This is a genomic window from Sphingobacterium sp. UBA7249 (assembly GCF_002472835.1).
Classification (GTDB): Bacteria; Bacteroidota; Bacteroidia; order Sphingobacteriales; family Sphingobacteriaceae; genus Sphingobacterium; species Sphingobacterium prati.
In genome coordinates this window covers 1-22045 of record NZ_DKST01000009.1, presented here as the reverse complement: position 1 = coordinate 22045, position 22045 = coordinate 1, and the positions used below count along the sequence as shown (strand labels likewise).

The window sequence follows — 22045 nt, the reverse complement described above, 5'->3', positions numbered from 1 at the left end:
TTATCCAAATAGGTGTAAAAGAATAAATGATTTATGCTGAATGTCCAATCATCGCCAATATTAGTACGGTAATTTATATCTGCATTTGCTCCGTAGCTTTTTTCCAATTTATTGGTATTATCGTCAATAGGCATTACGTTTTGATATTGTATGCGTTCGCTTTCTTCTGTAAAAATGGTTGGTGTTTTGTAGCCAAATCCGCCCCCGATACGTGAAGTCAATCCGTTTGCAATCTGAAACAATGCCGATACTCTCGGTAAAAAAACAGCTCCGTAATCTATCACGTAATCCGTTCTTAAACCTGTTTCCAATTGAAGCCAATCCGTAGCCTTAAAAGAATTTTGAACGAAAGCCCCGAATGTGGTTTGGTTGTAATCTCTCAACGGAAATGCGGTCATCTGCTTTTCTTTAAAATTGTCCGTCCAAATATTAAAGCCTGTTACCCACTCTGATTTTTCTTTGCAGTGGCTATAGCTTGCTTCCGTAAAAGTAGCGGTTTGCGTTCCCTCAAATTCGTAATTCGGAATAGCCGTATTCCGGTTAAAATAACTTACGCTGTTTTTTAATTTTACAGAACTGTTTTCGTTTACAGTATGGTCAAAAACAAATTGAGTAGAATAACGCTGTGTTTTGTTTTCTTCAAAATATTGATGGATGTTATCTCCGTTTCCTTTGATGTAAAGCATATCGCCACCCAAGCGGTTTTCAATGGTGGTATTAATACCAAAGTTCATTTTTGTTTTATCATTGAAGTAAACAAATAACTTAGGGTTCAGTACATACCTTTCAAACTTAGGGATTGCCGAAAGTCCTATTTTTGCGGGATCATAAGCCCCGTTGCGATTATGCGAAGCGAAAATGGTTGTTCCAATCTTCTTAAACTTCTGTCCATAAAAACCGTTAATGTCCAATCCTCTGCCCGACGTACCGTTTAAGTGAAAACGCATATCCCGTTCTTCCGTTGGTGTTTTGGATATGAGATTTACCAAACCTGCTATTGCGCCGCCACCATATAAGGTAGAGGTTGAACCTTTGATAACTTCGACCTGCTTTAAGTCAAGCGGTGGAATTTGCAACAAGCCCAATCCGCTTGAAGCACCCGAATAAAGAGGGAAGCCGTCTTTTAAAATTTGTGTATATCGTCCGTCGAGCCCTTGAATACGAATACTTGCGTTGGCACTGATGGGTGAAGTTGTTTGTACGTGAATACCTGTGCTTTCACTCAAAAGCATGCGGATATCCCCCGCTTTCATATTGCCCTTTTCGTCCAGTTCCTCACTTCCGATAACCTCAATACGGGTCGGCGTATTTTGTATGGTCCTCGTACTTCTTGTAGATGAAATTACGACTTCCTCCAACTTTTCGCTGGCTTCCTCCAGTAAGATCTCAATAAAGCTTGTGTCCTCTAACGGAAATTGAAATGTATCAATACGCTCATTAAAACCAACATAGCTGAACTTTATAGTTTGCGATCCATCGGGAATATCGATCAACGTAATTTTCCCACTTTGATCTGAAGTTGCCGCAATTTCGGTTCCTACTACCTCCGAAGTAACGCCAATTAAAACTTCCTTGTGTTCACCGTCTTTAACTACGGCCTTAAAAATACTTTGGGCGTAACCACAAAGATTGAATGTCATGAATAATGACACGATGAATATATTTTTCATGAAATATGCTTAATATTATTGTAAAGGAGAAATATAGTTGGAAAGTGCTGTTCCTACCTTTTTGTGCAGAGCACGGTATATTAAGCTAACTGTGGCGGATGCCAAGTAGAGTAGGGAAAATCTAAAATCGTCGGAGCAGATAATGAACCCAATTTTATTATCTGTAATTTTCCGGGCGAAACTAATGAAAAACAAAAAGAAGTTACAACAAAGCCTGTACAGGTATTGCACTTGGAAAAAGGAGAACAACAGGACATTCCACAATCATCGTCATTTTGGTGTTGATCTTCTGTTGACATGCATGTTTGTTCAAGACATTTATCCTCAATAAAGCAAGGTGAGGCCGATAAGACCAAGACCATTATTGCCATGATGAACGATAAATACCTCATTGCGCAAATTTATTAAATTATGTTGAATTAATTGATTAAAAATAAGGGGGAATAAGCCTTTTTTTAATCATAGGTAATAGAACAACAGGGACACAAAATTATTTCAGGTGATCGAACTAAAACTATGCCCCCGAATGTTCTAGGTATAGTATTTTTTCTTTAACCAAAGGCTGGCCCGAACCAAAAGTATTAAAACAGGAACCTCGACTAAGGGACCAATAACACCAACAAATGCCTGAGGAGAATTGATGCCAAATACTGCGATGGCGACAGCAATTGCCAGCTCAAAATTGTTTCCAGTAGCCGTAAATGCAATGGATGCATTTTTATCGTAGGGAACCTTCATTGATCTGTTTACAAAGAAACTCACAAAAAACATCAGTACGAAATATATTATCAGTGGTATCGCTACTTTTACTACATCCATCGGCAGTTCCACTATTTTTTCACCCTTGAGGCTAAACATTAAGACAATCGTGAACAATAGGGCATACAATGTTATGGGTGATATTGTGGGAATAAACTTTCTATTGTACCATTCTATCCCGTTTGACTTCACTAAGATATATCGGCTCAAAAAGCCCGCAAGAAAAGGAATACCCAAATAAATCAATACACTTTCTGTGACATCCTTCATTGAAACACTGACATCGAAGTTGGCTAGTCCTAATTTACCTGGCAGTACATTGATAAATAACCATACAAAGAAGCTATAAGTAAATACCTGAAAGATACTGTTTAAGGCGACTAATAAGGCTGCGTATTCACGGTTTCCTTTAGCGAGATCATTCCATACAATCACCATTGCAATACATCTGGCCAAACCAATAAGAATTAATCCGATCATATAATCCGGCTCATCTCTTAAAAACAAAATGGCAAGGATAAACATTAAAATAGGGCCTATGACCCAATTCAATAATAGAGATAGACTGATTACCTTTTTATCCCTAAAAGCAGTAGGTAAAAGGGAATAATCAACTTTAGCGAGTGGCGGGTACATCATTAAGATTAGTCCAATGGCTAATGGAATGTTAGTTGTACCTATAGATAGTGAATCCATTACTTTTGAAGTGCCGGGAAATAAAAAGCCCAGGCCTACGCCAACTGCCATAGCGAGAAATATCCAAAGTGTTAAGTATCTGTCGAGAAATTTTAATTTTGGCTGCATATTATTTTAATTTATTCCTATTGTTTTACTTCTTCTTTCCATAATGATCGTGTCGCGCCAGGTGTCTCCCAGTTTTCCTATTTTTTCACGGAAACCGACTATTCTAAAACCATAGCGCTGATGAAGCGCTACTGTTCCTTCATTTTCAGGAAACATTCCACTTTGAAGCATCCAAATTCCATAAGCTTCGCTTTCTTCAATTAGCTTGGCCATCAAAGTCTTTCCGACTCCTTTTCCTTTATGAGAATTAGTAACGTAAATACTTACTTCTGCAACACCTCCGTAAACGCAACGGTCGCTCACTGCCGAAAGGGCTGCCCAGCCAACGATGATACCATCAACTACTGCTGCAAACCTGCTGTGTTTTAGTTTACTTTTATCCCAATCTTCCCACGCTGGGGCTGTTGTTTCAAAAGTGGCATGGCCTGTTTCAATGCCTTCTTTGTATATTCTGGAGATATTCGAATAATGCTCCTTACCGATTGCTGTTATTTCCATGCTATTTGTTTACCAGTGAAAAAACATAAAACATTTCTGCTGCAATCTGTAAGCTTCTTTCCGCGTACACCTCTGTTTGCTGTGGAGTGTTATCTGAGACTTTAGGATCATCGTATTTTATCGGGAATCTTGCCTCTGCTCCGAAAACCAAAGGACAGCCTTCATCTGCATTGTTACAGGTCATAATGGCACCGAATTCATTTTTTGGATTAAATTCGCTGTTATACTCTTTGGAAAAGCAGATAACCGCGGCCTCATTTTCGGCATATTTAATTGCATAGACAGGGTTTTCTGTTCCGCTGAGCTTCTGAATCTGAAACCCCTGATCGCTCAATGTTTCTGCCACTTTGGGAAACATTGCTGTTGCCTCAGTACCACCTGAATAGCAAAACACATTAGTAATTCCAAAATGATAGGCCATTGTCTGGGCCCAGATCTGTGATAAATGGCTCCGGCGGCTGTTATGCGTACAGATGAAATTTAACCGGATTGTCTGGTTCTCTCTTACCTTCCTCTGTATGTAGTCTGCCAGGGGCTGTAAAACTGTTTTTCTTTCTTCTGAAATACTATTTGTTAAAATAGACTCAATGGTCGTTATAATTTTGTGGTTCATTTTTATGGTTTAAGATTAATAGCCTCTTCTTAGATTTTCTGCATATTCATTGGGCAGGGGGCTTTCTTCTACTGCCTTAGCTGCTTTTCCAACGTCATAATCAAATCATATAAACTCGACACCGATACTTTCTTTGTTCAGTATAGAGCTGTTTTCATTGATGGTCAGCATGACATAAGCACCGCGGACATCAGTATCCTTGGGCTTACCAACCGAACCGATATTGACCGCATGACGATAATGAGCCTGGTCTTCGGATCCAGAATTTAAAATGCGGTGGTAAGGTTTGTGCGTATGGCCGAAACACATAATATCTGCATCAGCCTGCTCCATAATCCTGAGCATACTCTTTTCCTCACGGTCTTCAAAAAGATATTCATTAATCTTTCTTGGGCTGCCATGCACCAGAAGCAAATTGAGTTTATCTTCATTCAACTGAAACTCAACTTTGATGTGGGCAGGGAGCGTGCGCAAATAGGCACGTTCGTCGTCCTTCATGATAGAATTTGTAAAAGAATTGGAGATATTGCCATTGTCTTTTTCACTATTGGTTTTATAGGCACAGCCACATTCATTGCTCATACGTCCGATACCGAAGTCGTAATTTCCTGCAATGGTTGGAATTTTCCGCTTACGGATTTCGTTAATCACTTCGTTTGGCCATTATTGTAACCTACCAGGTCACCCAAACAATAGATACTATCTGGATTTCTTTTATCGACATCTTCAAAGAAAGCTTACAAAGCGGGTAAATTGGCGTGTATATCGCTGAATAATGCAATTTTCATACTATATTAGTTACTATTTTTTAAAAATTCTTCAATCTCAAGTATTGTTTGTTTTGCTGTTTTATTTACACCTATGATTGTGGCGGATGCATAACCGGTCCAATTGCCGTATCCGACGAGCCACAATCCGGGCATTTCTAATGATTTACTTTCACTGGTCTTTGCAACGCCCTTTTCGTCTATGTGTATCAATGATTTCAGATAAGAAGTATCATAACCGAATCCTGTACACCAAATAATAGCATCAAATTCCTCCTTGTCCCCACTATGCCAAATCACCCCCTTATCATATAACTTATCGAATGTGCCGCTTGACACTAATACGCCTCTGCTTTGGGCCTCTTTAACAGATGGAACCATGACGATATTTCCTAGATTATACTGCGATGCATCGAAGGGTTTGCCTTCTTTTTCGGCCTTGTATCGCGCCGAGGCTACGTTAAACAGATAATATCCGTCTACTTCATCAGGCAAAAATTCAGGTTCCTTTTTGGTTGACCATTTTACAGCGGTAACTTTTGAGACCTCTGCGACAATCTGGGCACCGGAGTTACCTTCGCCTACCACCAGCGTTTTCCGTCCAGTAAAGTCTTTTGGATTTTTATACTTTCCTGAATGAATTTGAAGCCCCTTAAAATCTTCTATTCCTGCTAGCTTTGGAATAGCCGGATTGCCCCATGTCCCAGTTGCCGAAATAACTGTTTTAGCTTTTAAAGCCCCCTGATGGGTAAGGACCTTAAAAACAATCCCATCCTTTTTAATTTCAACAACTTCAACACCCCTCCTCACATTCAGTTGATAATGCTCTTCGTACTTACGCAAATAGTCAATTGCTTCTTGTCTGAGCGGAAACCGATGCTCAGATTTTGGCATCAGCCATCCCGGTAAAGAGCTGTAATCTGCTGGAGAGAATAGGGTCAGGCTATCCCAGCTATGGAGCCAGGCACCACCAGGAATATCCTGTTTATCCAGTATAAGATATTTCAGTTTTGCCCGCCTTAGATAATATCCACATGCTAGCGCACTTTGGCCTCCGCCAATAACAATAACATCAAAGATCTCATCCATTGATTTAGCTTTAATACATGTTATTTAAAAGACATCTGACATTCTACAGCGAATTAGCAACATCCTCCACCCGGTGTACACGAATTATTTTCAGTACCTGTAACTACAGAAAGATTTATCTTTTGCTTTTCGGAAGGTATCCCGCATGCATCCTGTGCAAGACAGGCAGTAGTCTTACTTTTCAATATAAAAGTTTTGCCATTGAATTCCAGATCATATTTCCCAATTGTGTCACTTTGATATTCCACTTCGATCTCGGCATCTTCCATGCCTAATTTTTCCTCCGAAAGGCTGATAATATGCAATAATTTTCCGGGTTTTAATCGGTGTTCATAATCATCGGCGTTCCATAGCTGAAAGTTCACGGCCTTTTCATCACGTATTACACCACCGCAGTCAATGAATCTTTTATTGATCTGGCCGACTTCGGTCACATGGAAATGCTCTGGTACAAATGTTCCGTTTTCTAATTGAAATTCAACATTCTTCAATGTTGGAAGGATTTCTTTGATTTCTGATAATTTCATTGTTTTATATTTTATAGTTATAATGCAATATTGCGATAAATTCAAGCAAATTTTTTAACAGCACTTTAGCTGTAATTTATTAAAATACTTACTGAATCTGGGAATGTAAAGCAGCACATGTAAGAGGCTTATGATAATCGCTCCCGGCAGTAGATTTTTAGCTATAATTTGGAAAGTATCATAGCCTGCGCTATGGCTAAACTTATTTACTAACGATATACCGCTAGATTGAAAATCGAGTTTGATCACTAAAAATATGGCAATAGCGGCAAAATGTAAGCCGTTCACCAGCAGATGGATAATATATTCCCAACGGGGAAGTCCACCCATAAATTGTCTGCTGTCTTTTTCCACATAAGCATCCAACACCAATGTAATGATATCCGCAACAATCAAAAGGCATCCGAATACAAACAGGTTGTTGTTTTCGATATTTATAAATAAAGAGACAAGTATACCTGTAAATAAAAAGGCCCGCATCGTATGAATAAGATGTTCAAAACGGCTTTCCTTATGTTCATAGAGGCGATATTTGTAAAGATGCAAAAATACACCATCAAATACTGCCAATAATGAATAGCTGATCAGGAATACCGAAGATACAATGAAAGCAGTTTCCATCATTAACAACATTTTTGATTGGTTACTGTAGAAATTATTTTTGAAAAATACTCTTTCAATATATTGAAAGTATTTTCGTCAATACAGTAGCATACAGATGTTCCCTCAATGCTCCCTTGTATTAATCCCGCATTTTTTAATTCTCTCAAATGCTGTGATACGGTTGGCTGTGCTAGTGGCAGCTCATTGACAATATCTCCGGTGATACAGGTATTGACTTTTAGCAGATATTCTATAATAGCAACCCTTGCAGGATGGCCCAATGCTTTAGCAATAACCGCAATCTGGTTTTGGCGGTCCGTAAAATGATCTGTCTTTGTTGCTCCCATTTTTAAATTATTATATTGCAATATTACGATATAATAATGAAACAAAAAAATAATAAATGCAATTTTATTTTGCCATGATCATAAAACTAGGCCGTATAGGGAAAAATGTTAAAAAATGGAAGACACTTTGGGTCAAAAAATTGTATGAGTTGATGCGTGAGTTTTCGAGATATATACTGTTTATTTTCTACTTTTTTTCCGTGAATGTTTTTGTGCCGTTTTCACCATCTTTTAATACAGCATTCAACAGGAATCGAAAGCAAGTGCAATTTTGGCAATTTTGTTTATCATGGACCCACAGATTTTGAGTACACAGGTCAGCGTTCGTCAACAAAGTTAAAAATCTTTGTTTCCTGTTTACTATAACAATTTATGAACTTCTTTTTATTATTTAAAATTTACAGCTGTGACGTATTTGTGACTATTTTCTTACTAGAATTTCTAAGATTCATAAATATTTGTAAATAGCAACAATCAACGGAAGAAATAAGTCTTAATGAGTTATGTCTATGGCCATAAACCCTTTCCCTCTCTCAAATATCATATTTCATATCCATTCAAGGCCTTTGTACTTGCATCATCACTCATCCCTCAAGCTATCCACCGGATTTACTCTTGCGGCTTTGATTGCCTGATAGCTCACTGTGATTATAGCAGCGGCAATTGCAATTAATCCGCCAAACAAAAAAAGAAACCAAGAAATCTCTATTCAGTAAATAAAATCTTCTAACCACTTATTGCATGCCCACCAAACAACTGGTGAAGCGATCAGGATCGCAATCAAAACCATTTTCACAAAATCTTTTGAAAGAGGGCCGACAATACCTGAAATTGATGCACCCAAAACTTTCCGAATGCCAATCTCCTTAGTCCTTTGAAATGCAGTTATTGTTGCTAGGCCAAAAAGTCCTAAACAGCTTAATAGGATAGCAATTGCTGTACTGATATTTGTGATTTTCTGAAGCTGCTCTTCTTTTTTATAAAGGTCTAAAATGGTTTCATCGTAGAATTTGTAATCAAACTTTTCTACCGGAAAGAATTCTGACCATTTAGATTTAATGCTTTCAATCGTTTGGCGAACATTTTTACTGTCAGAGTTTGTTAAACGAATATTAAAAGTGCTCTTATTCCATTTTTCACTCATTAATGCTAATGGTTCTATTTTCTGATAAAAATCACGGGCATGAAAGTCTTGAATCACACCAACGATTGGAAAATCCTGGCCTTTTTGCCCAATGATCTGACCTATTGCATCCTCAGGTTTTTTGAAGCCAAAAGCATGCATAGCAGATTCATTGATAATGTAGGAGTTCGTTGTGTCCGATGCACTTAAGTTTTTTCCTGCCAATAGTTTTAAATCATAAAACTTTACATATTCAGAATCCACAGATTTCCTAAAAACCTGAGGTATGATAGTCTCAGAATTTTCACTAGACTTCAATGGCATTGCAGATGAACTAACCCTATTTGATAATGGTGGATTACCTAGGGTCATTTCTTTTACACCTGATAACTTTCTGAGTTCTGTGGCCAATGTTTGTTTCTTACTGTCAAAATTCTCCATACTAAATAACCGGTATGGAATGGCCACAATGACTACCGCATCTTTATTAAAACCTAAATCTTTTTTAATGGTGTATTGTAATTGCTGCCCTATAATAATCGCCGCCACGATAAATACTTGTGCAATGATAAATTGAAAGACAATCAATGCCTTTCTAAGATTAAAACCGCCTTTTTCAGAATTCAAACTGCCCTTGCTTCTGAATATATCGATAGCATTGACTTTAGTGATCAGCCAGGAAGGGTAAAGTCCTGCTGTAATCAAAGTAAAGAGTAATACCATAAGAATAAAACCTCCAAAGATAATTGGACTGTTAAATTCTTTTGCTCCTTGACTAATTAAATATCCCAATAGTCCTAATCCTAATTTTGAAACAAAATAGCTGGCAAGCAAAGCAATAGTTATGATGGTGCTAGTTTCCATCATCATTTGAAGAATGATGCTGTTTTTTGAACTCCCTAGTGTTTTTCGAATCCCGATCTCTTTCGAACGTTGCGGTATTTGGGCAGTAGTCAGATTGATATAGTTTATGCAAGCTAAAACCAATAGGAATATTGAAACAGCAGTTAACCCATACAATACGTTTTTACTAGTTTTCTGGATATTTGCTTCATCGATGTAAGTTGAAAAATGGGATTCTTTTAATGGCAATAATTCTAATTTTCTTGACCATGTATAATAGGCTTTACCTCTTGTAGAAACTCTTGATATTTTTTTCTACAATATTATTGATCTGATTAAAAGCATCATCAGCTTGTTTCTGACCAATTGCTTGAAAATAAATCCGATCTGATGAATTGGTATTGGTCCACTCACCTATATTATTGTCCTGTTCTCTTTTTTGTAATAAAATAAATACCTCACCATTAAATTCTGACGGGTAATCCAATGCTGCTACAACACCTGAGACTGTTTTTTGGATAGTATCCGAATATATTAGAGTCTTCCCGATTATGTCATTATAATCCATGTTTGGAAAATAAAATTTTGCCCTATCCTCCGTTAGTACGACCTGACTAGGTGAAGATAATGCCCCGTTTTTATTTCCAGCCAACCACTTGTAACCAATCATATCAAAATAGGAGTTCTCCGTTTGTATGATCTGATTTTCGTATTCCAACTCCTCCACTCGTTTAGCTTGACCTTTACTATCAGGTATGGTCACCAACTCTGTATAGAATTTATATACTGGAACTGCACGTTCTAATGATCGCACATCATCTCGAAGAGCAAAGAATATGGGCCGTGAAGCACCTCCATTCCATGTGTCTTCCTCCTGCTTACCGAAATTTATTCGACTAACTATTCTATAGATATTTTCCTTATTAGGAAGTCCGCTTTCATACCTCAGTTCATAATTCACAAACTTAAATATCACCCAACAGGAACTAATTCCTATAGTCAAACCAAGAATGTTTAAGAAAGTAAAGAGCTTATTTCTCTTTAAATGCCTGATGCTATTTTTGAATAATAATTGGAATATATCGAATGTTTTAATTAACAGGAAGTTGACCAAAAAGTCATCTCCTCAAAATATTCTTTAAACTAAAAGCAAAAAAAACAATTTATCTGCCAATAGTTTAATGATTTGTATTTCAAACGTTTATGGTTTGTTTCGGTTAAGTTGCTGTCCATTATCGGACATTTTGTTGTTCGTAAATGAACGTAATACAGTTGAGCCAAGATGGAAAGGATTGGAGAATACCAAGATTTGGATATGATTTAGGATTTCTAATTCTTATTGCATTACCCTCTGAGGTTCTCCTCTATCGATTCAATCTTCTACAAATATTTCACCTCTGTTAGGGGTATTCTAAACAAACTCTAGCTCTAAAATCATTTCATAAAAAATTGAGATCTTGCCATTTGGCAATTCCCTTTCTTTCATTATCAGTAGCTTTGATTTTACTCTAACTTGATCACCGAATTGAAAGGCACAAATACAGAAAACCCTGATCCTTAACGGAAACCGTGTCGTAGATAGCAAAAAATGGAACTATATAGAGATTTTTATTCGTATAGAATGTAGCATCAAGACCTAATAAAATCTTTTAAACCTATCTATTTTGTTAGCTATTGGAAACGTAATTAACTCAAATAAGTTTTGCAACTAAAACTATTATAGTATGATATTTTAAATCTTAAAAAAACAGAAATTATGGCATTAATTATACTGCCACATCCACAACATTTGCTAACCCTTTTGCAAACAGAATGATTATCGAAGAATTACAAAAAAGCATTTTGGATTTAGAAATCAGGGATATTCATACCCAATATCCCGATTACAAGATTAACAAAAAAGTAGAGCACGAAGTACTATTAAGACATCAGGCGATTGTTTTTCAGTATCCAATTTATTGGTACAGTAAGTATGCTATTTTGAAGCATTGGTTCGATGAAGTATTTGAGCACCAGTTTGCGTGCGGTTCGAAAGGCAACAAACTGAAAGGCAAAAATTTCGTACCGAGCATTACGGTTCGTACATCGGAAAGAAGTTATAACGATTACAAACATCAAACGAGTGCTATTGCGACATACTGCGGATGACCCGGACATGGGACTTGAATGCCTCCCGGAATGTTCCGTACTCAACGCTCTTGATTCCGAGCTCTCTACAGGCCTCTTTTACGATCTCGTTGATAGCAGGATAATGCACATGGCAGATCTTGGGGAAAAGATGGTGCTCCAACTGGAAATTCAGTCCTCCGAGCAACCATGTCAACACCTTATCCTTAGTCGCAAAATTAGCTGTCGAATGAACCTGATGTACCATCCATTCTTCCTCCAGCTTGTCAGTAGCTATCGACTTAAATTCTGTTTCTTCGACCACATGGGCAAGCTGGAATACGGTAGCCAGACAGATCCCGCAGACTACCCCGGCCACTAACAGCCCCATCAGGGTCGACAACCATCCTACAACAATCATAGGTATGACTACAAATATACCTAGATGGAAACCTTTGCTTATCCAAAAGATAACTTTCTGTTTAAGGGGGAAAGCAAATCTTTCGGAGTTTTTACCAAGCTTTTGCCGGAAGTACTTTTCATAGTCCTGAAAGAAAACCCACGCGAGGTAAGATATACCATACAGGAAGATAAAGTAATATCTTTGATACTTGTGATAGCGCTTGAGTGGTTGATCGCGGTGAACCCGCATAAACTTGATCTCAATATCATGATCCTCTCCATCAATATTGGTGTACGTGTGGTGTGCGATATTATGCTTCAGTTTCCAGAGGTATATATTGCCCCCAACAAGGTTTAGCGAGTACGATAGCAGGGAATTTATCTTCGTATTGCGCGATAAAGAATTGTGTCCTGCATCGTGCATGATATTAAAGCCGATTGCTGCAAGATTGACTCCCAAGAGCAAACACAAAAGGATACTGATCGGCCAATATGGCTGCACAAATACCAGAATCGTATAAATGCAGATAAGTGAGAGAAAAAGGATGGTCGCCTTTAAACCGATCCGCCAATCACCTGTTTTAGATTTGCCACTCACTTTAAAATATTCGTTTATCTTTGCTCTGAGCGATTTTGAAAAGAATGAATCTTCATTGCTGAATTTGATTACTGGTGCCATGTGGAATTGTTAATGGTAATATAAAAGATACTAGCAGGCTCATATAAAGGCCTATTTCTTTTTCTTGCTAAACACATTTGTTGTTGTTTCCTTTGAAGTCGAATCTTTTTCCTGTTGGTAAGAAGATTGTGTCTTCTCTTTCGTACTTTTTGCTTTTTTCTGATCTTTACTCATGATGGGTAAATTTTATACTGTTAATTTTCGCCTGCCAATCGTTTTCTACGATTGACCATTAGCTTGTTTGACCTATCCCGGAGGGAGTCAAGAAATTTGTTCTTGCGATTTAAAAATTGTGAATTGCTTTAAAAAGAAGGGGTTGTTACAGGACAATTTGAAATAATTCCGGATAATAAATCATGCTATATTTCATGTCCGATCTGCTTATTGGTGTTAAATAAGTTGCAGACCCGTAAGTTAAAGGTAATGATTTTAATTGACATTCAGTACATTATGTTTGCTGAATAATAAGTGACAGCTCAGTTATGCATAAGGCTCCATGATAAGCCTTGCCATCAGGTAACTCAGGGTTGATTCTGCACCTTGGTTGATATTGACCGTCTCCTCTTCGAGTCCATCAAAGCAGCCTCCTGTAACAGGGTTGTAAACGATCTGTCCAAGATGGTTCCGGCCCAAGAACCATTCGAATGCATAGTGCATCATTTCTCTATAGCGATATTCCCGACTGACTCTGTAGAACCGTTCCAATGCCATGATTGTATAAGCCACATCGATAGGTTGTTCGCCTCCCTTGCTATCTGTTCCGGGAATTCCACGCTGTGCCCAACCTTTATTGGATATGACATGGATTTCGCCACCTATCATAATCTTGCCAAGCAGAAAATCAAACGATCTGTACGCAACTTCTTTATAAATGTTATGCCCCGTAACTTGGTATGTCGCGAGCAATGATTCTGGAATAGCACTGTTGCCGTAAGTCAGGTAGGACTCATACCACTGCCAGTCTGTTGAGCTCTCATGATCGTACATGGCTACCAAGCGGTCTGCCAATGTCTTCAGCACATTAATATAGCGATTGTGCTTCAGAAAGCTCAATCCTTTGATCGTAAAGGCCATTGATCTAGTCGAGTGATAGGATAGGAAATGATCCGATGTCCGTTCCAACAATTCATTTGCGAGCGCAGACAATTCTTCAGGCAGTATATCGGACATCCCGATGACCTCGCCCAATGCCCATACTGCCCGCCCATTTGCATCCTCCAGGTTTTCTTGATTATTCTGAACCGTAAAAAGGCCTTTCTTGTCCACATAATTCAGAAACGTACCGTCATCTTGTATACAGTAGGCGATAAATTGCAGGTATTTCTGTATCAGGGCAAGATCGCTGTATGATTCGAATATCCTATAGTGGTGCAACATAGCGATTAAGGCACGGGCATTATCGTCCAGAGCATACCCACTTTGCATATCGGGCGTACTGATATTGGCAAACTGAACAAACCCCATATCCGTTGTCATGCGCTGAATGTGATCCAAATTGATCGGTGGAAGAGCATATATTATCCTTCGCTGCTCGCCGACAAGATCTTCGAATAGATTGACATGTGCCAATGCGGCGTTCTGCCAGGATGTGGCCACCGTTTTTTGCAGATTGATATGGCGTATCCTCTCAAGTTTTGACGAATCCTCCAATATCTGGTTGACGGCATCCGACAGCTGACCAGGAGCTTCATAGTCGATCATGATCCCCATGTCTTCTTTCAATACTTCACGTACATGGGGTATTGGCGTTGACACGATAGGACAGCCAGAGCTCAATGCATAGGAGAAAGTACCGCTGACGGCCTGAAGCGGATCTTTTGAAGTAAAAAGGTATACATCCGTAATCTGCAGGTACGACAGTAGATCTTCAGTTGATAAAAACTCATTGACAAATCGGACGTGATCGGCGATCTGGTATCGATCCACCAATTCTTTAAGCATATCCCTATAGTGTTCTCCTTCTTGTTGGATCAGGGCAGGATGTGTCATGCCAAGAATGAGGAACATGACATTTGGTGTCCGTGCAATGATCGCTGGGAGCGCCTCCAATGTAGTTTCAATGCTCTTTCCGGGGCCCAACAAACCGAATGTGCTCAACACTTTCCGATCTGCCAGATCATAGCGTCGACGGATCTCGATCCTATCAACTGCGGGTGCTATGTGGGTACCATGGGGTATCATGATAATCTTGTCCTCCGATACTTGATAATCCTTGGTCAGAATACTTGCAGAATTCCTGGTCATGACCGAGACACGGGAGCAGGCTTCCGTTAGTGCCTTCACCTTTTCAGCCAACAATAAATCTGGTGAGGGCAATACGGTATGGAAAGTAAGAACCAAGGGCTTTTCCAGATTGTTGATGAACGAGAGAAAATCCATTTCTTGATCTTTGAACAGGCCGAATTCGTGCTGGACACATACCATATCGATATCCGAAGATGTATTTATATATTCCTTAAGACGGTCAAATGAGCCGAGGTCTGAAACGTTTAGTTTAAGAGGTGTGTAAAATGGATAGATATGTTCAATTCCCTTCTCTATCGGTATGGGTATAAGGTTAAATGAAGGGAATTTATCCACAATTGCCGTCATAAGATCTGTCGTATAGGTAGCGATACCGCATGCGCGAGGGGGGAAAGTCGAAAGGAAAGCGATTCCTTTTACTGATATAAATGTCATAATCTTGAAGATTGAGCCTTGCATACTTTCGTCTCGCATTATTACAAGGTCTGCATGTAGGAAGGGGTACCAATATACGGAATAAAACAGACATTTTTAAAAAGATATTTAGTCTTCGTTTAAAACAAGTATTACTGTTCATTTTGAAAGTTTTGCTTCAATACTGTAGAGAGTTGGATATAAAAGGTCGAAAACTGAGGTCTTACACTGGAACAGATTACTTTCTAGAAATGATTCACCGAATTAATCACTAATTGTTGAAGGATCCTTTTAATTTTTGGTCCTCACCAGAAACAAAAAAGGCTGCATACTTTAAATTTGCAAACATTTTATGATTTAATCTTCGATCTTGAAGCTTTAGGGAATCAATGAACTCCATCGCTATATTAGCTAAGCACACTCATTACTATATAAAAGAGTCAAAGAGGTTTTTAAAAGTGGGACTCCCGACATTAAAGATAAAATGTTTGTGATCATTTTCCTTCAAAATATACCTTCACTGATATTACTTATGGCATTAACCCGTGTTTTGGATTGATTCTTTTTAATGGACAAGGAATCATCAATACCATTTATTCTAGGCATGTTGATATTCGCCAAAACAACATCGACCTTGTTGGTTTCCAGAAGTGTCGGGGCATCTGCCCTGGTAAAAGTATTTACTAGTTTTATATCCACATGATTATTGAGGATAAACTCAAATCCANNAATCCTATTGTTCATAGCTGTATGGTCTGAACGAATTCATTAGTTCATTTCCTTTCGTCTTTAAGACCTGGAAATGCAGATTTCGCAATTTCTATATCTGTATGTAAAGTAATATCCCAGCACATTTATCTTTCGTTTATAATATACTAATATACGTAAACGCCTATATAGTTTTTTCGGAGTAAACAGCTGAAATATTTCTTATCTCAACAAGTCTAAAGCGAAAGCCGTCTTGCTGGTCTTGCCATCTGTTATTGTAGCGATATCTCTTCCATAGATCAAGGAAAAGGTGATATCAATAGGATTTTTGTAATAAAACTTTGTTTTTGTTCTCAGGTATTGTGTAATCTCTTTTTCATACATATTGAGCATTCTGTTGTTCCAATGCTCAACTTTAATTTTATTTAGAAAAATCCGGCAACCCAATCCTACTTTCAATAGGGTCGCCATTTTCTCCGCATCGTCTGGCATTTGTAACATCTTTCCCTCGTTGACATTCAGATAATGGAAATGTAATTCCGCTGATGCCTTATCCTCATGACGCGTAAGCAGAAATCCTGTCTTCTCCTTAACACCGTGCCATTCAAAACGTTGTAGCACGAAATGACTATACCCTGACTCAACGAGCTCTCTCGGAAGTAAGCCTTGGTAACCTGTTCAAATGGGTTGTAGAGCATAAATAAAATTAGCTATATATATTTATATATACAAAAGCCTTATTTTCGTGTGGTGTTCTTACCTTTTTGATTCAAAAGAAGAGTAAATGAGCTTAATTTAACCTTGAGTCTGATTATGTTTATTATTACTAGTTCGCATTTTTTGCAGATTCTTACCTCCCTAGCAATATTGGTGTTTTTGAAAATCCAAATTTAGTCATATACAATGGAACAGTTTTCGCATTTGCACCTTTCTTGGTGTAGAATTCCTTTATACTTTTTATCAAATTTAAATTTATACTTCTTTTGAACCATTAACTTATTATAACCTTTTCCTTATTCAATTTTTTATTTGCTTTAGCTCCTTTATTAAAAGAGAATAAAGATTGAAAAAACTTATGACGGTCTTTATAACTAACGTCTGCATGTTCAGCGTTTAAATGCAGTTTAAGATCATCCTTATTCGTAAAGTTGCAACTACAATATTTACATTTATCCATAATTAAAGTGTATTAGTCATTTGGAGAATCATCTATACATGAAAAATCATGAGATTCTTTTATGAACCTTACTTCCATAATATGATGTATTCTTATGCTTGCTGTGTCTATGGATAAAGTAGATTGACGTTTTTCTTTATCAGCTGTTATAAATATATCCCTGTCCATCAAATCATCATAATATTGCCTTACTACAGCAGTCGAATTTCGTTTTTTCTCTAGCACGTGATAGTCCCATTCCCATCCTTCGTCGGTATATGCACCAAGACTTACATCTAGTTCCCATGGATAGGGCTTTACTCTGGATGATTTATGGAATAAAACAATATTTATCCCTTTCTTATCTGATTGCACTGACGGATACATAATACCATCAAACTTCACCATTGATTCTACCGCCAGATAATCTGCAATTGCCCGTGTTATCAAATAGTCCATTGTTTCATCATCCGGCATAACAGGATTAGATATTCGGTCACTTAGCTCACGAAGAAAGATAACCCATTCTACTTGAGAATATAAGCTGGATCAAAAATACTTCCTACACTGTTTGCTTTTGTTAATGCATTTAGCTTCAGTAATTTTAGTTCTTTTAATATATTGAATTTTGCTACAACGACTTTACTTCCTACAGGGGGGCGGACTTCTCCAATAGCTATATCTTCTTCTATTGCACCGTAAAACATCGATATTCCCCTTGAATTCATCCTCCCCGGCAAAGCGTATTTATTTGGTGGTGGCCCTAATTGTTTATCGGGATACCTAAGTGCTTCTTTTAACTTTTCTTCTGATTGCAAAACTCTAGCTCTATATAAAACTTTAATGGAAGTGCCTGGTCCTATTGTTGTCACTAGGCTGTTTCCCTCTTCAGTTCTCATAGTGTCAATTCCTTCTAATACTTTGTTGAGTAAGTTAACCCCAAATTGATTAAAATGTCTGGCTTCATTTTTAAGCTTGGTTTGAAATTCCTCCCATTCTTTCTGCCAGGGTCGATCTTCAAGTATTTTAAGCTTGTAATGTGATTCAGCTGCAAATTCTGTTTTTAAACCCATTTCTGCACTCTCACAATCTGAAAAACGCTTCCCTAAAATCTCTTGAACATCATTGGCTACCTCTTCTTCTATATCTGCTGCTTCCATAATTACATCTACTACTTCTTCACCCTGACGTCTCCAGTCATAGCTGCTTTCTTTGTCAGATATCATATGATATTCCATTGCCGTAGGTTCCATCTAATTTTTTGTGGTGTTCATAAACCTTTTCGCTTACGGTTGCCATAATCTTTTCATTACCACGAAAACCTTTGTGACGTATTTGTGACGGTTTTACGTGAAGTTCAACAAAAAACTATGCAAAACACACCGTTTTGAGGAATTTCAAAACGAGTAGGGAGGTTGTTCAAAAACAGCCCTAAGGAAAGCAAAAAAGCTGTTTTACGCAAGTAAATACAGCTTTTTTTTAAAGTGAACTCACTGGTACAGAACTCGAACTCTTTTTGGAAAATTTAAGGTGATAAAAATCGTACGTTATATATATTGTGGAAAGCGAAATGGAGCGGATTAAGAATAACCCCGATTTACAACATTTGATACAACAATAAGAATAGTAAGTAGGTGTATATGGCAAAAGGGTTTCAAAAAAAGCCCTTTTGTATTTACTAAATTGTAAATTTGTAACAGTGTTGTAAACGTAAAGCTGTAATGAAAGAAGTAATTGTACAATCATCGGTTGAACCCTTAATAAGTTATTTCAATAACCTTATTCCGTTAAACGATGAGGAAACAGAACTCGTTTCTTCATATTTCAAGCCGAGATTGTACCGTAAAAGACAATATGTGCTTCAAGAGGGCGATATTTGTAATCAATTCAATTTTGTAGTTCGTGGTTGTTTACGGATGTACAAAGTGGACGAAAAAGGCAATACCCATATTATCCAATTTGCATCGGAAAATTGGTGGATGATTGATATAGGTAGTTTTCACGGTAGAAATCCGTCAGAATTGAACATAGATGCCTTAGAAGACACAATGGTTTTGCAGATAAGTTACGATAATCTCATCGCTCTTTACACACAGGTTGCCAAGTTTGACAGGATTTTTAGAGTGTTAATAGAAAACAGTTATGTTACCCTGCAAAACCGCTTATTGCAAAACATAAGCTCTACCGCCGAAGACAGGTACAATTCTTTCATTGAGGTTTATCCGCATTTGTCCAATCGTTTACCCCAAACACAAATCGCCTCATTCTTGGGTATCACGCCGGAGTTTCTTAGCAGGTTGAGAAACCGTCGTGTAAAATAAAAGTCTTAAACTACATTAATACTATTTCTTGACATAGTTCATTGGAGCGAAGACATGCTTTGATGCAACTTTGCATTATCAATTTTATTGTGTAATTCTAAAAAGAAATAGTATGTCCATAACATCAAAAGTAGCCGTAATCGGCTTGGGAAACATCGGTAAAACAGTTGCTAAAAACCTTGTAAAAGGAAACAGACCCGTTATCATTGCAAGTAGGGAAATTGAAGACGCCAAAGCATTGGCTAATCAATTAGGTGACCTTGCGACGTCCGCAGAAACAGCAGAAGCCATTAAGGAAGCCGACATTATCGTATTGTCAGTTTGGTTCAACACGATCAAAGAACTTTTTGAACAATACGCAGACGAATTTCAAGGCAAAATCATTATTGACCCATCCAACCCCATTGCACCGGACGAAAACGGAGGCTTCAAAAAAATCATAGGTGAAAGAGAAAGTGCCGGAAAGCTGAATGCAGAGATACTTCCAAAGGGTGCAAAACTTGCCAAAGCCCTTGGTACACTGGGGGCTGTTTCATTGGCGGATACAGCTTTTCAAACACCGGAAAAATCGGTACTGTTTTATGCAACGGATGACAACACAATCGACAAATCCGTTAAGCAACTTATCGCAGACAGTGGTTTTGATGCCGTGAAAGTTGGGGGCTTAGACCAGTCCATCCGTATAGAGGTTTTCGGTGACTTGCATGAATTTGGTGCTATCGGCAAGCCTGTAACTGTGGTGGAAGCAAAAGCCAAATTGTAATTAATATAGAGAGAAAGTATTTTTGATATGATGAAGAAATATAAGATAACCGCATTATTCAGTCTTTTTGCTATCGTGGCATTCGGGCAAAACCTAACCTATAAAAAGCAGGAGTTTGAGCTGAATAACGTAAAGGCATCGGTTGTAAAACTGAAAGGACAAAAAGTACTGAAAATGGAAAGGGATTTAGAGGTACTTCCTTTTGAGAAAGACAACATGGTTTCTACCGTAGACGAACCTACTTACGCCAAGTTGAAAGGTGTAAACTTTGAAAACGGAATAATTGAAGTCAAGGTATTGAGCCGTTTGCTTGAAAGCGCACCCGATTTTGCCCGTGGATTTATAGGAGTTGCATTTGGAATTGACGAAAGCAATTCCAAATTTCAATCCATATACATTCGCCCAACAAATGGTAGGGCGGAAAATCAATTCCGTAGAAACCATTCCGTACAATATTTTTCCTATCCCGACTATAAGTTTGACAGGTTACGGAAAGAGTTTCCCGAAACATACGAGACTTATGCCGATATAGGTTTGGATGAATGGATTACGTTACGTTTGGAAATCAACGACCGTAAGGTACACCTGTATATCAATGGTCAAAAGCACCCTTCGTTTATTGTCGAGGAAATGAAAGGAGACACTAAAAGTGGCTCGGTCGCTTTGTGGGTGGATATAGGTACAGAGGGGTATTTTAAGGACTTAAAAATTATAAAGAAATAGAATTGCAGAACAGGATTTATTAAATCATCCCACTCTTGTTTCACAATTCTAATCAAGCCTCAAAACAGTACCGTTTCGAGGCTTGATTTTTATAAAACAATGCAAACAACAGCATCGGATATATTCAACAAATTAACAACAGGTAGAGGTGGTAATGCTTTATCAGCTCTATTTTATTATCTGGTTGTAACACATCGTAAAAATTACTTAGCAGAACTAAAGGTTTGAGAAATGGATAAATTTTACAATGAAACACAGTCTGAATTGGAAACGGCAATCGGTGAATTGGAAGTTGAAGCCGATTGCTCCATACAGCGAATAGAAGCTGTTATTCACCTTATCCTCGAATGCCTCTACGAAGTAAAGGAGCATGTCTTAAAAAAAGGGTTTAAAAATACTGACGAAGAAATCCGTTTTTTCAAATATCAGAACACTCCTTTTCCACTTCACATGATTACAAGGTGGCCAAGATAATAGCCAATGATTTGATACAGGTTTACATCGAAGATCAGTTGTATAACAAATTCCAAAAAGACAAATCGAAAGCCACGAAAAATCTGAAATGGACATGTAGCAAGGTGGCATTGATAGAACTGATTTATGCCCGGCACTATCAAGGCGTGTTTGACAACGGGAACTACGATATAAGAGAAGTAGCCAAATATTTGAAAGTGCTTTTGGTATCGACTTGGGCAATTTCTATCAGACCTATTTGGAGTTGAGAAACCGGAAGATGAACCGTACTAAATTCCTCGATGCGCTTCGGGAGGAGCTTATCAAGAGAATGGATGAGCAGGATGGAAAGTAAAGTTTGGTTTAATAGATTCTACAAAAGTTATACGACCGACCTCGGAGGGTGTTATTATCACCTGTAAAGGCAAGTAGT

22 protein-coding genes and 1 pseudogene are annotated in these 22045 nt (G+C 38.0%); 6 read left to right on the top strand and 17 right to left on the bottom strand.

Annotated features, from left to right (window positions below; all coding sequences use genetic code 11):
• The 11 genes from B4A24_RS06065 to B4A24_RS06015 all read right to left on the bottom strand — a co-directional run.
• Positions 1–1670 (bottom strand): TonB-dependent receptor (locus tag B4A24_RS06065; protein ID WP_293943564.1); only part of this gene is annotated, 1670 nt, incomplete at its 3' end.
• A 531-nt stretch (positions 1671–2201) separates the two neighbouring features.
• Positions 2202–3233 carry an ACR3 family arsenite efflux transporter gene (gene arsB / locus B4A24_RS06060; protein WP_093099809.1) on the bottom strand — a complete coding sequence of 344 codons (1032 nt, stop codon included), beginning with the start codon at positions 3231–3233 and terminating at the stop codon, positions 2202–2204.
• Positions 3234–3239: 6 nt separating this feature from the next.
• Positions 3240–3731 carry a GNAT family N-acetyltransferase gene (locus B4A24_RS06055; RefSeq protein ID WP_093099810.1) on the bottom strand — a complete coding sequence of 164 codons (492 nt, stop codon included), beginning with the start codon at positions 3729–3731 and terminating at the stop codon, positions 3240–3242.
• A 1-nt stretch (position 3732) separates the two neighbouring features.
• Positions 3733–4344: a low molecular weight phosphatase family protein gene (locus B4A24_RS06050; protein ID WP_093099812.1), complete on the bottom strand. Its 612-nt coding sequence runs from the start codon at positions 4342–4344 to the stop codon at positions 3733–3735.
• Positions 4345–4449: 105 nt separating this feature from the next.
• Entirely contained in the window at positions 4450–4995 is a 546-nt protein-coding gene (locus B4A24_RS06045) for a metallophosphoesterase family protein (RefSeq protein ID WP_229678254.1), read from the bottom strand.
• A gap of 143 nt (positions 4996–5138) precedes the next feature.
• Complete coding sequence (locus B4A24_RS06040; protein WP_093099813.1) at positions 5139–6200, bottom strand: ArsO family NAD(P)H-dependent flavin-containing monooxygenase; 1062 nt, start codon at positions 6198–6200, stop codon at positions 5139–5141.
• A 53-nt stretch (positions 6201–6253) separates the two neighbouring features.
• Entirely contained in the window at positions 6254–6727 is a 474-nt protein-coding gene (locus B4A24_RS06035; protein WP_045754520.1) for a DUF6428 family protein, read from the bottom strand.
• Positions 6728–6781: 54 nt separating this feature from the next.
• Complete coding sequence (locus tag B4A24_RS06030) at positions 6782–7351, bottom strand: hypothetical protein (protein WP_139185507.1); 570 nt, start codon at positions 7349–7351, stop codon at positions 6782–6784.
• A complete protein-coding gene (locus tag B4A24_RS06025; RefSeq protein ID WP_093099816.1) occupies positions 7351–7677 on the bottom strand; it encodes an ArsR/SmtB family transcription factor in 327 nt (108 codons plus the stop codon). The genes B4A24_RS06030 and B4A24_RS06025 overlap by 1 nt, the downstream gene beginning before the upstream one ends.
• Positions 7678–8386: 709 nt before the next feature.
• Positions 8387–9892, bottom strand: coding sequence for an FtsX-like permease family protein (locus B4A24_RS06020; RefSeq protein ID WP_182497723.1), 1506 nt, complete (start codon positions 9890–9892; stop codon positions 8387–8389).
• A gap of 34 nt (positions 9893–9926) precedes the next feature.
• Positions 9927–10757: an ABC transporter permease gene (locus B4A24_RS06015; RefSeq protein WP_262890283.1), complete on the bottom strand. Its 831-nt coding sequence runs from the start codon at positions 10755–10757 to the stop codon at positions 9927–9929.
• A 698-nt stretch (positions 10758–11455) separates the two neighbouring features.
• Here B4A24_RS06015 and B4A24_RS06010 point away from each other — a divergent pair.
• Positions 11456–11791: an NAD(P)H-dependent oxidoreductase gene (locus tag B4A24_RS06010; protein ID WP_220476586.1), complete on the top strand. Its 336-nt coding sequence runs from the start codon at positions 11456–11458 to the stop codon at positions 11789–11791.
• On the opposite strand, the gene B4A24_RS06005 is transcribed toward B4A24_RS06010, so the two are convergent.
• From B4A24_RS06005 to B4A24_RS05980, 6 genes are all read right to left on the bottom strand, one after another.
• Positions 11769–12830, bottom strand: a complete 1062-nt coding sequence (locus B4A24_RS06005) for a fatty acid desaturase family protein (protein WP_093099822.1) — start codon at positions 12828–12830, stop codon at positions 11769–11771. The genes B4A24_RS06010 and B4A24_RS06005 overlap by 23 nt on opposite strands.
• Positions 12831–12881: 51 nt before the next feature.
• Entirely contained in the window at positions 12882–13004 is a 123-nt protein-coding gene (locus tag B4A24_RS06000; RefSeq protein WP_261771989.1) for a hypothetical protein, read from the bottom strand.
• A gap of 306 nt (positions 13005–13310) precedes the next feature.
• Complete coding sequence (locus B4A24_RS05995; RefSeq protein ID WP_293943559.1) at positions 13311–15509, bottom strand: glycosyltransferase; 2199 nt, start codon at positions 15507–15509, stop codon at positions 13311–13313.
• A gap of 909 nt (positions 15510–16418) precedes the next feature.
• Positions 16419–16817, bottom strand: coding sequence for a hypothetical protein (locus B4A24_RS05990; protein WP_182497727.1), 399 nt, complete (start codon positions 16815–16817; stop codon positions 16419–16421).
• A 568-nt stretch (positions 16818–17385) separates the two neighbouring features.
• Entirely contained in the window at positions 17386–17829 is a 444-nt protein-coding gene (locus B4A24_RS05985; protein WP_182497728.1) for an RES family NAD+ phosphorylase, read from the bottom strand.
• Positions 17830–17879: 50 nt separating this feature from the next.
• Positions 17880–18605, bottom strand: a complete 726-nt coding sequence (locus B4A24_RS05980; protein ID WP_293943555.1) for an RES family NAD+ phosphorylase — start codon at positions 18603–18605, stop codon at positions 17880–17882.
• Positions 18606–19073: 468 nt separating this feature from the next.
• On the opposite strand from B4A24_RS05980, the gene B4A24_RS05975 reads away from it, so the two are divergent.
• The 5 genes and pseudogenes from B4A24_RS05975 (at position 19074) to B4A24_RS23840 (ending at position 21967) form a co-directional block, all read left to right on the top strand.
• Positions 19074–19673, top strand: a complete 600-nt coding sequence (locus B4A24_RS05975; protein WP_293943553.1) for a Crp/Fnr family transcriptional regulator — start codon at positions 19074–19076, stop codon at positions 19671–19673.
• 112 nt (positions 19674–19785) lie between these two features.
• Positions 19786–20436 carry an NADPH-dependent F420 reductase gene (locus B4A24_RS05970; RefSeq protein ID WP_182497731.1) on the top strand — a complete coding sequence of 217 codons (651 nt, stop codon included), beginning with the start codon at positions 19786–19788 and terminating at the stop codon, positions 20434–20436.
• 27 nt (positions 20437–20463) lie between these two features.
• A complete protein-coding gene (locus B4A24_RS05965; RefSeq protein ID WP_220476588.1) occupies positions 20464–21159 on the top strand; it encodes a hypothetical protein in 696 nt (231 codons plus the stop codon).
• A gap of 231 nt (positions 21160–21390) precedes the next feature.
• Complete coding sequence (locus B4A24_RS23845) at positions 21391–21633, top strand: hypothetical protein (RefSeq protein WP_373286057.1); 243 nt, start codon at positions 21391–21393, stop codon at positions 21631–21633.
• Positions 21621–21967, top strand: a pseudogene (locus tag B4A24_RS23840) (RteC domain-containing protein). The gene B4A24_RS23845 and the pseudogene B4A24_RS23840 overlap by 13 nt, the downstream one beginning before the upstream one ends.
• The last annotated feature ends 78 nt before the right edge of the window (positions 21968–22045 follow it).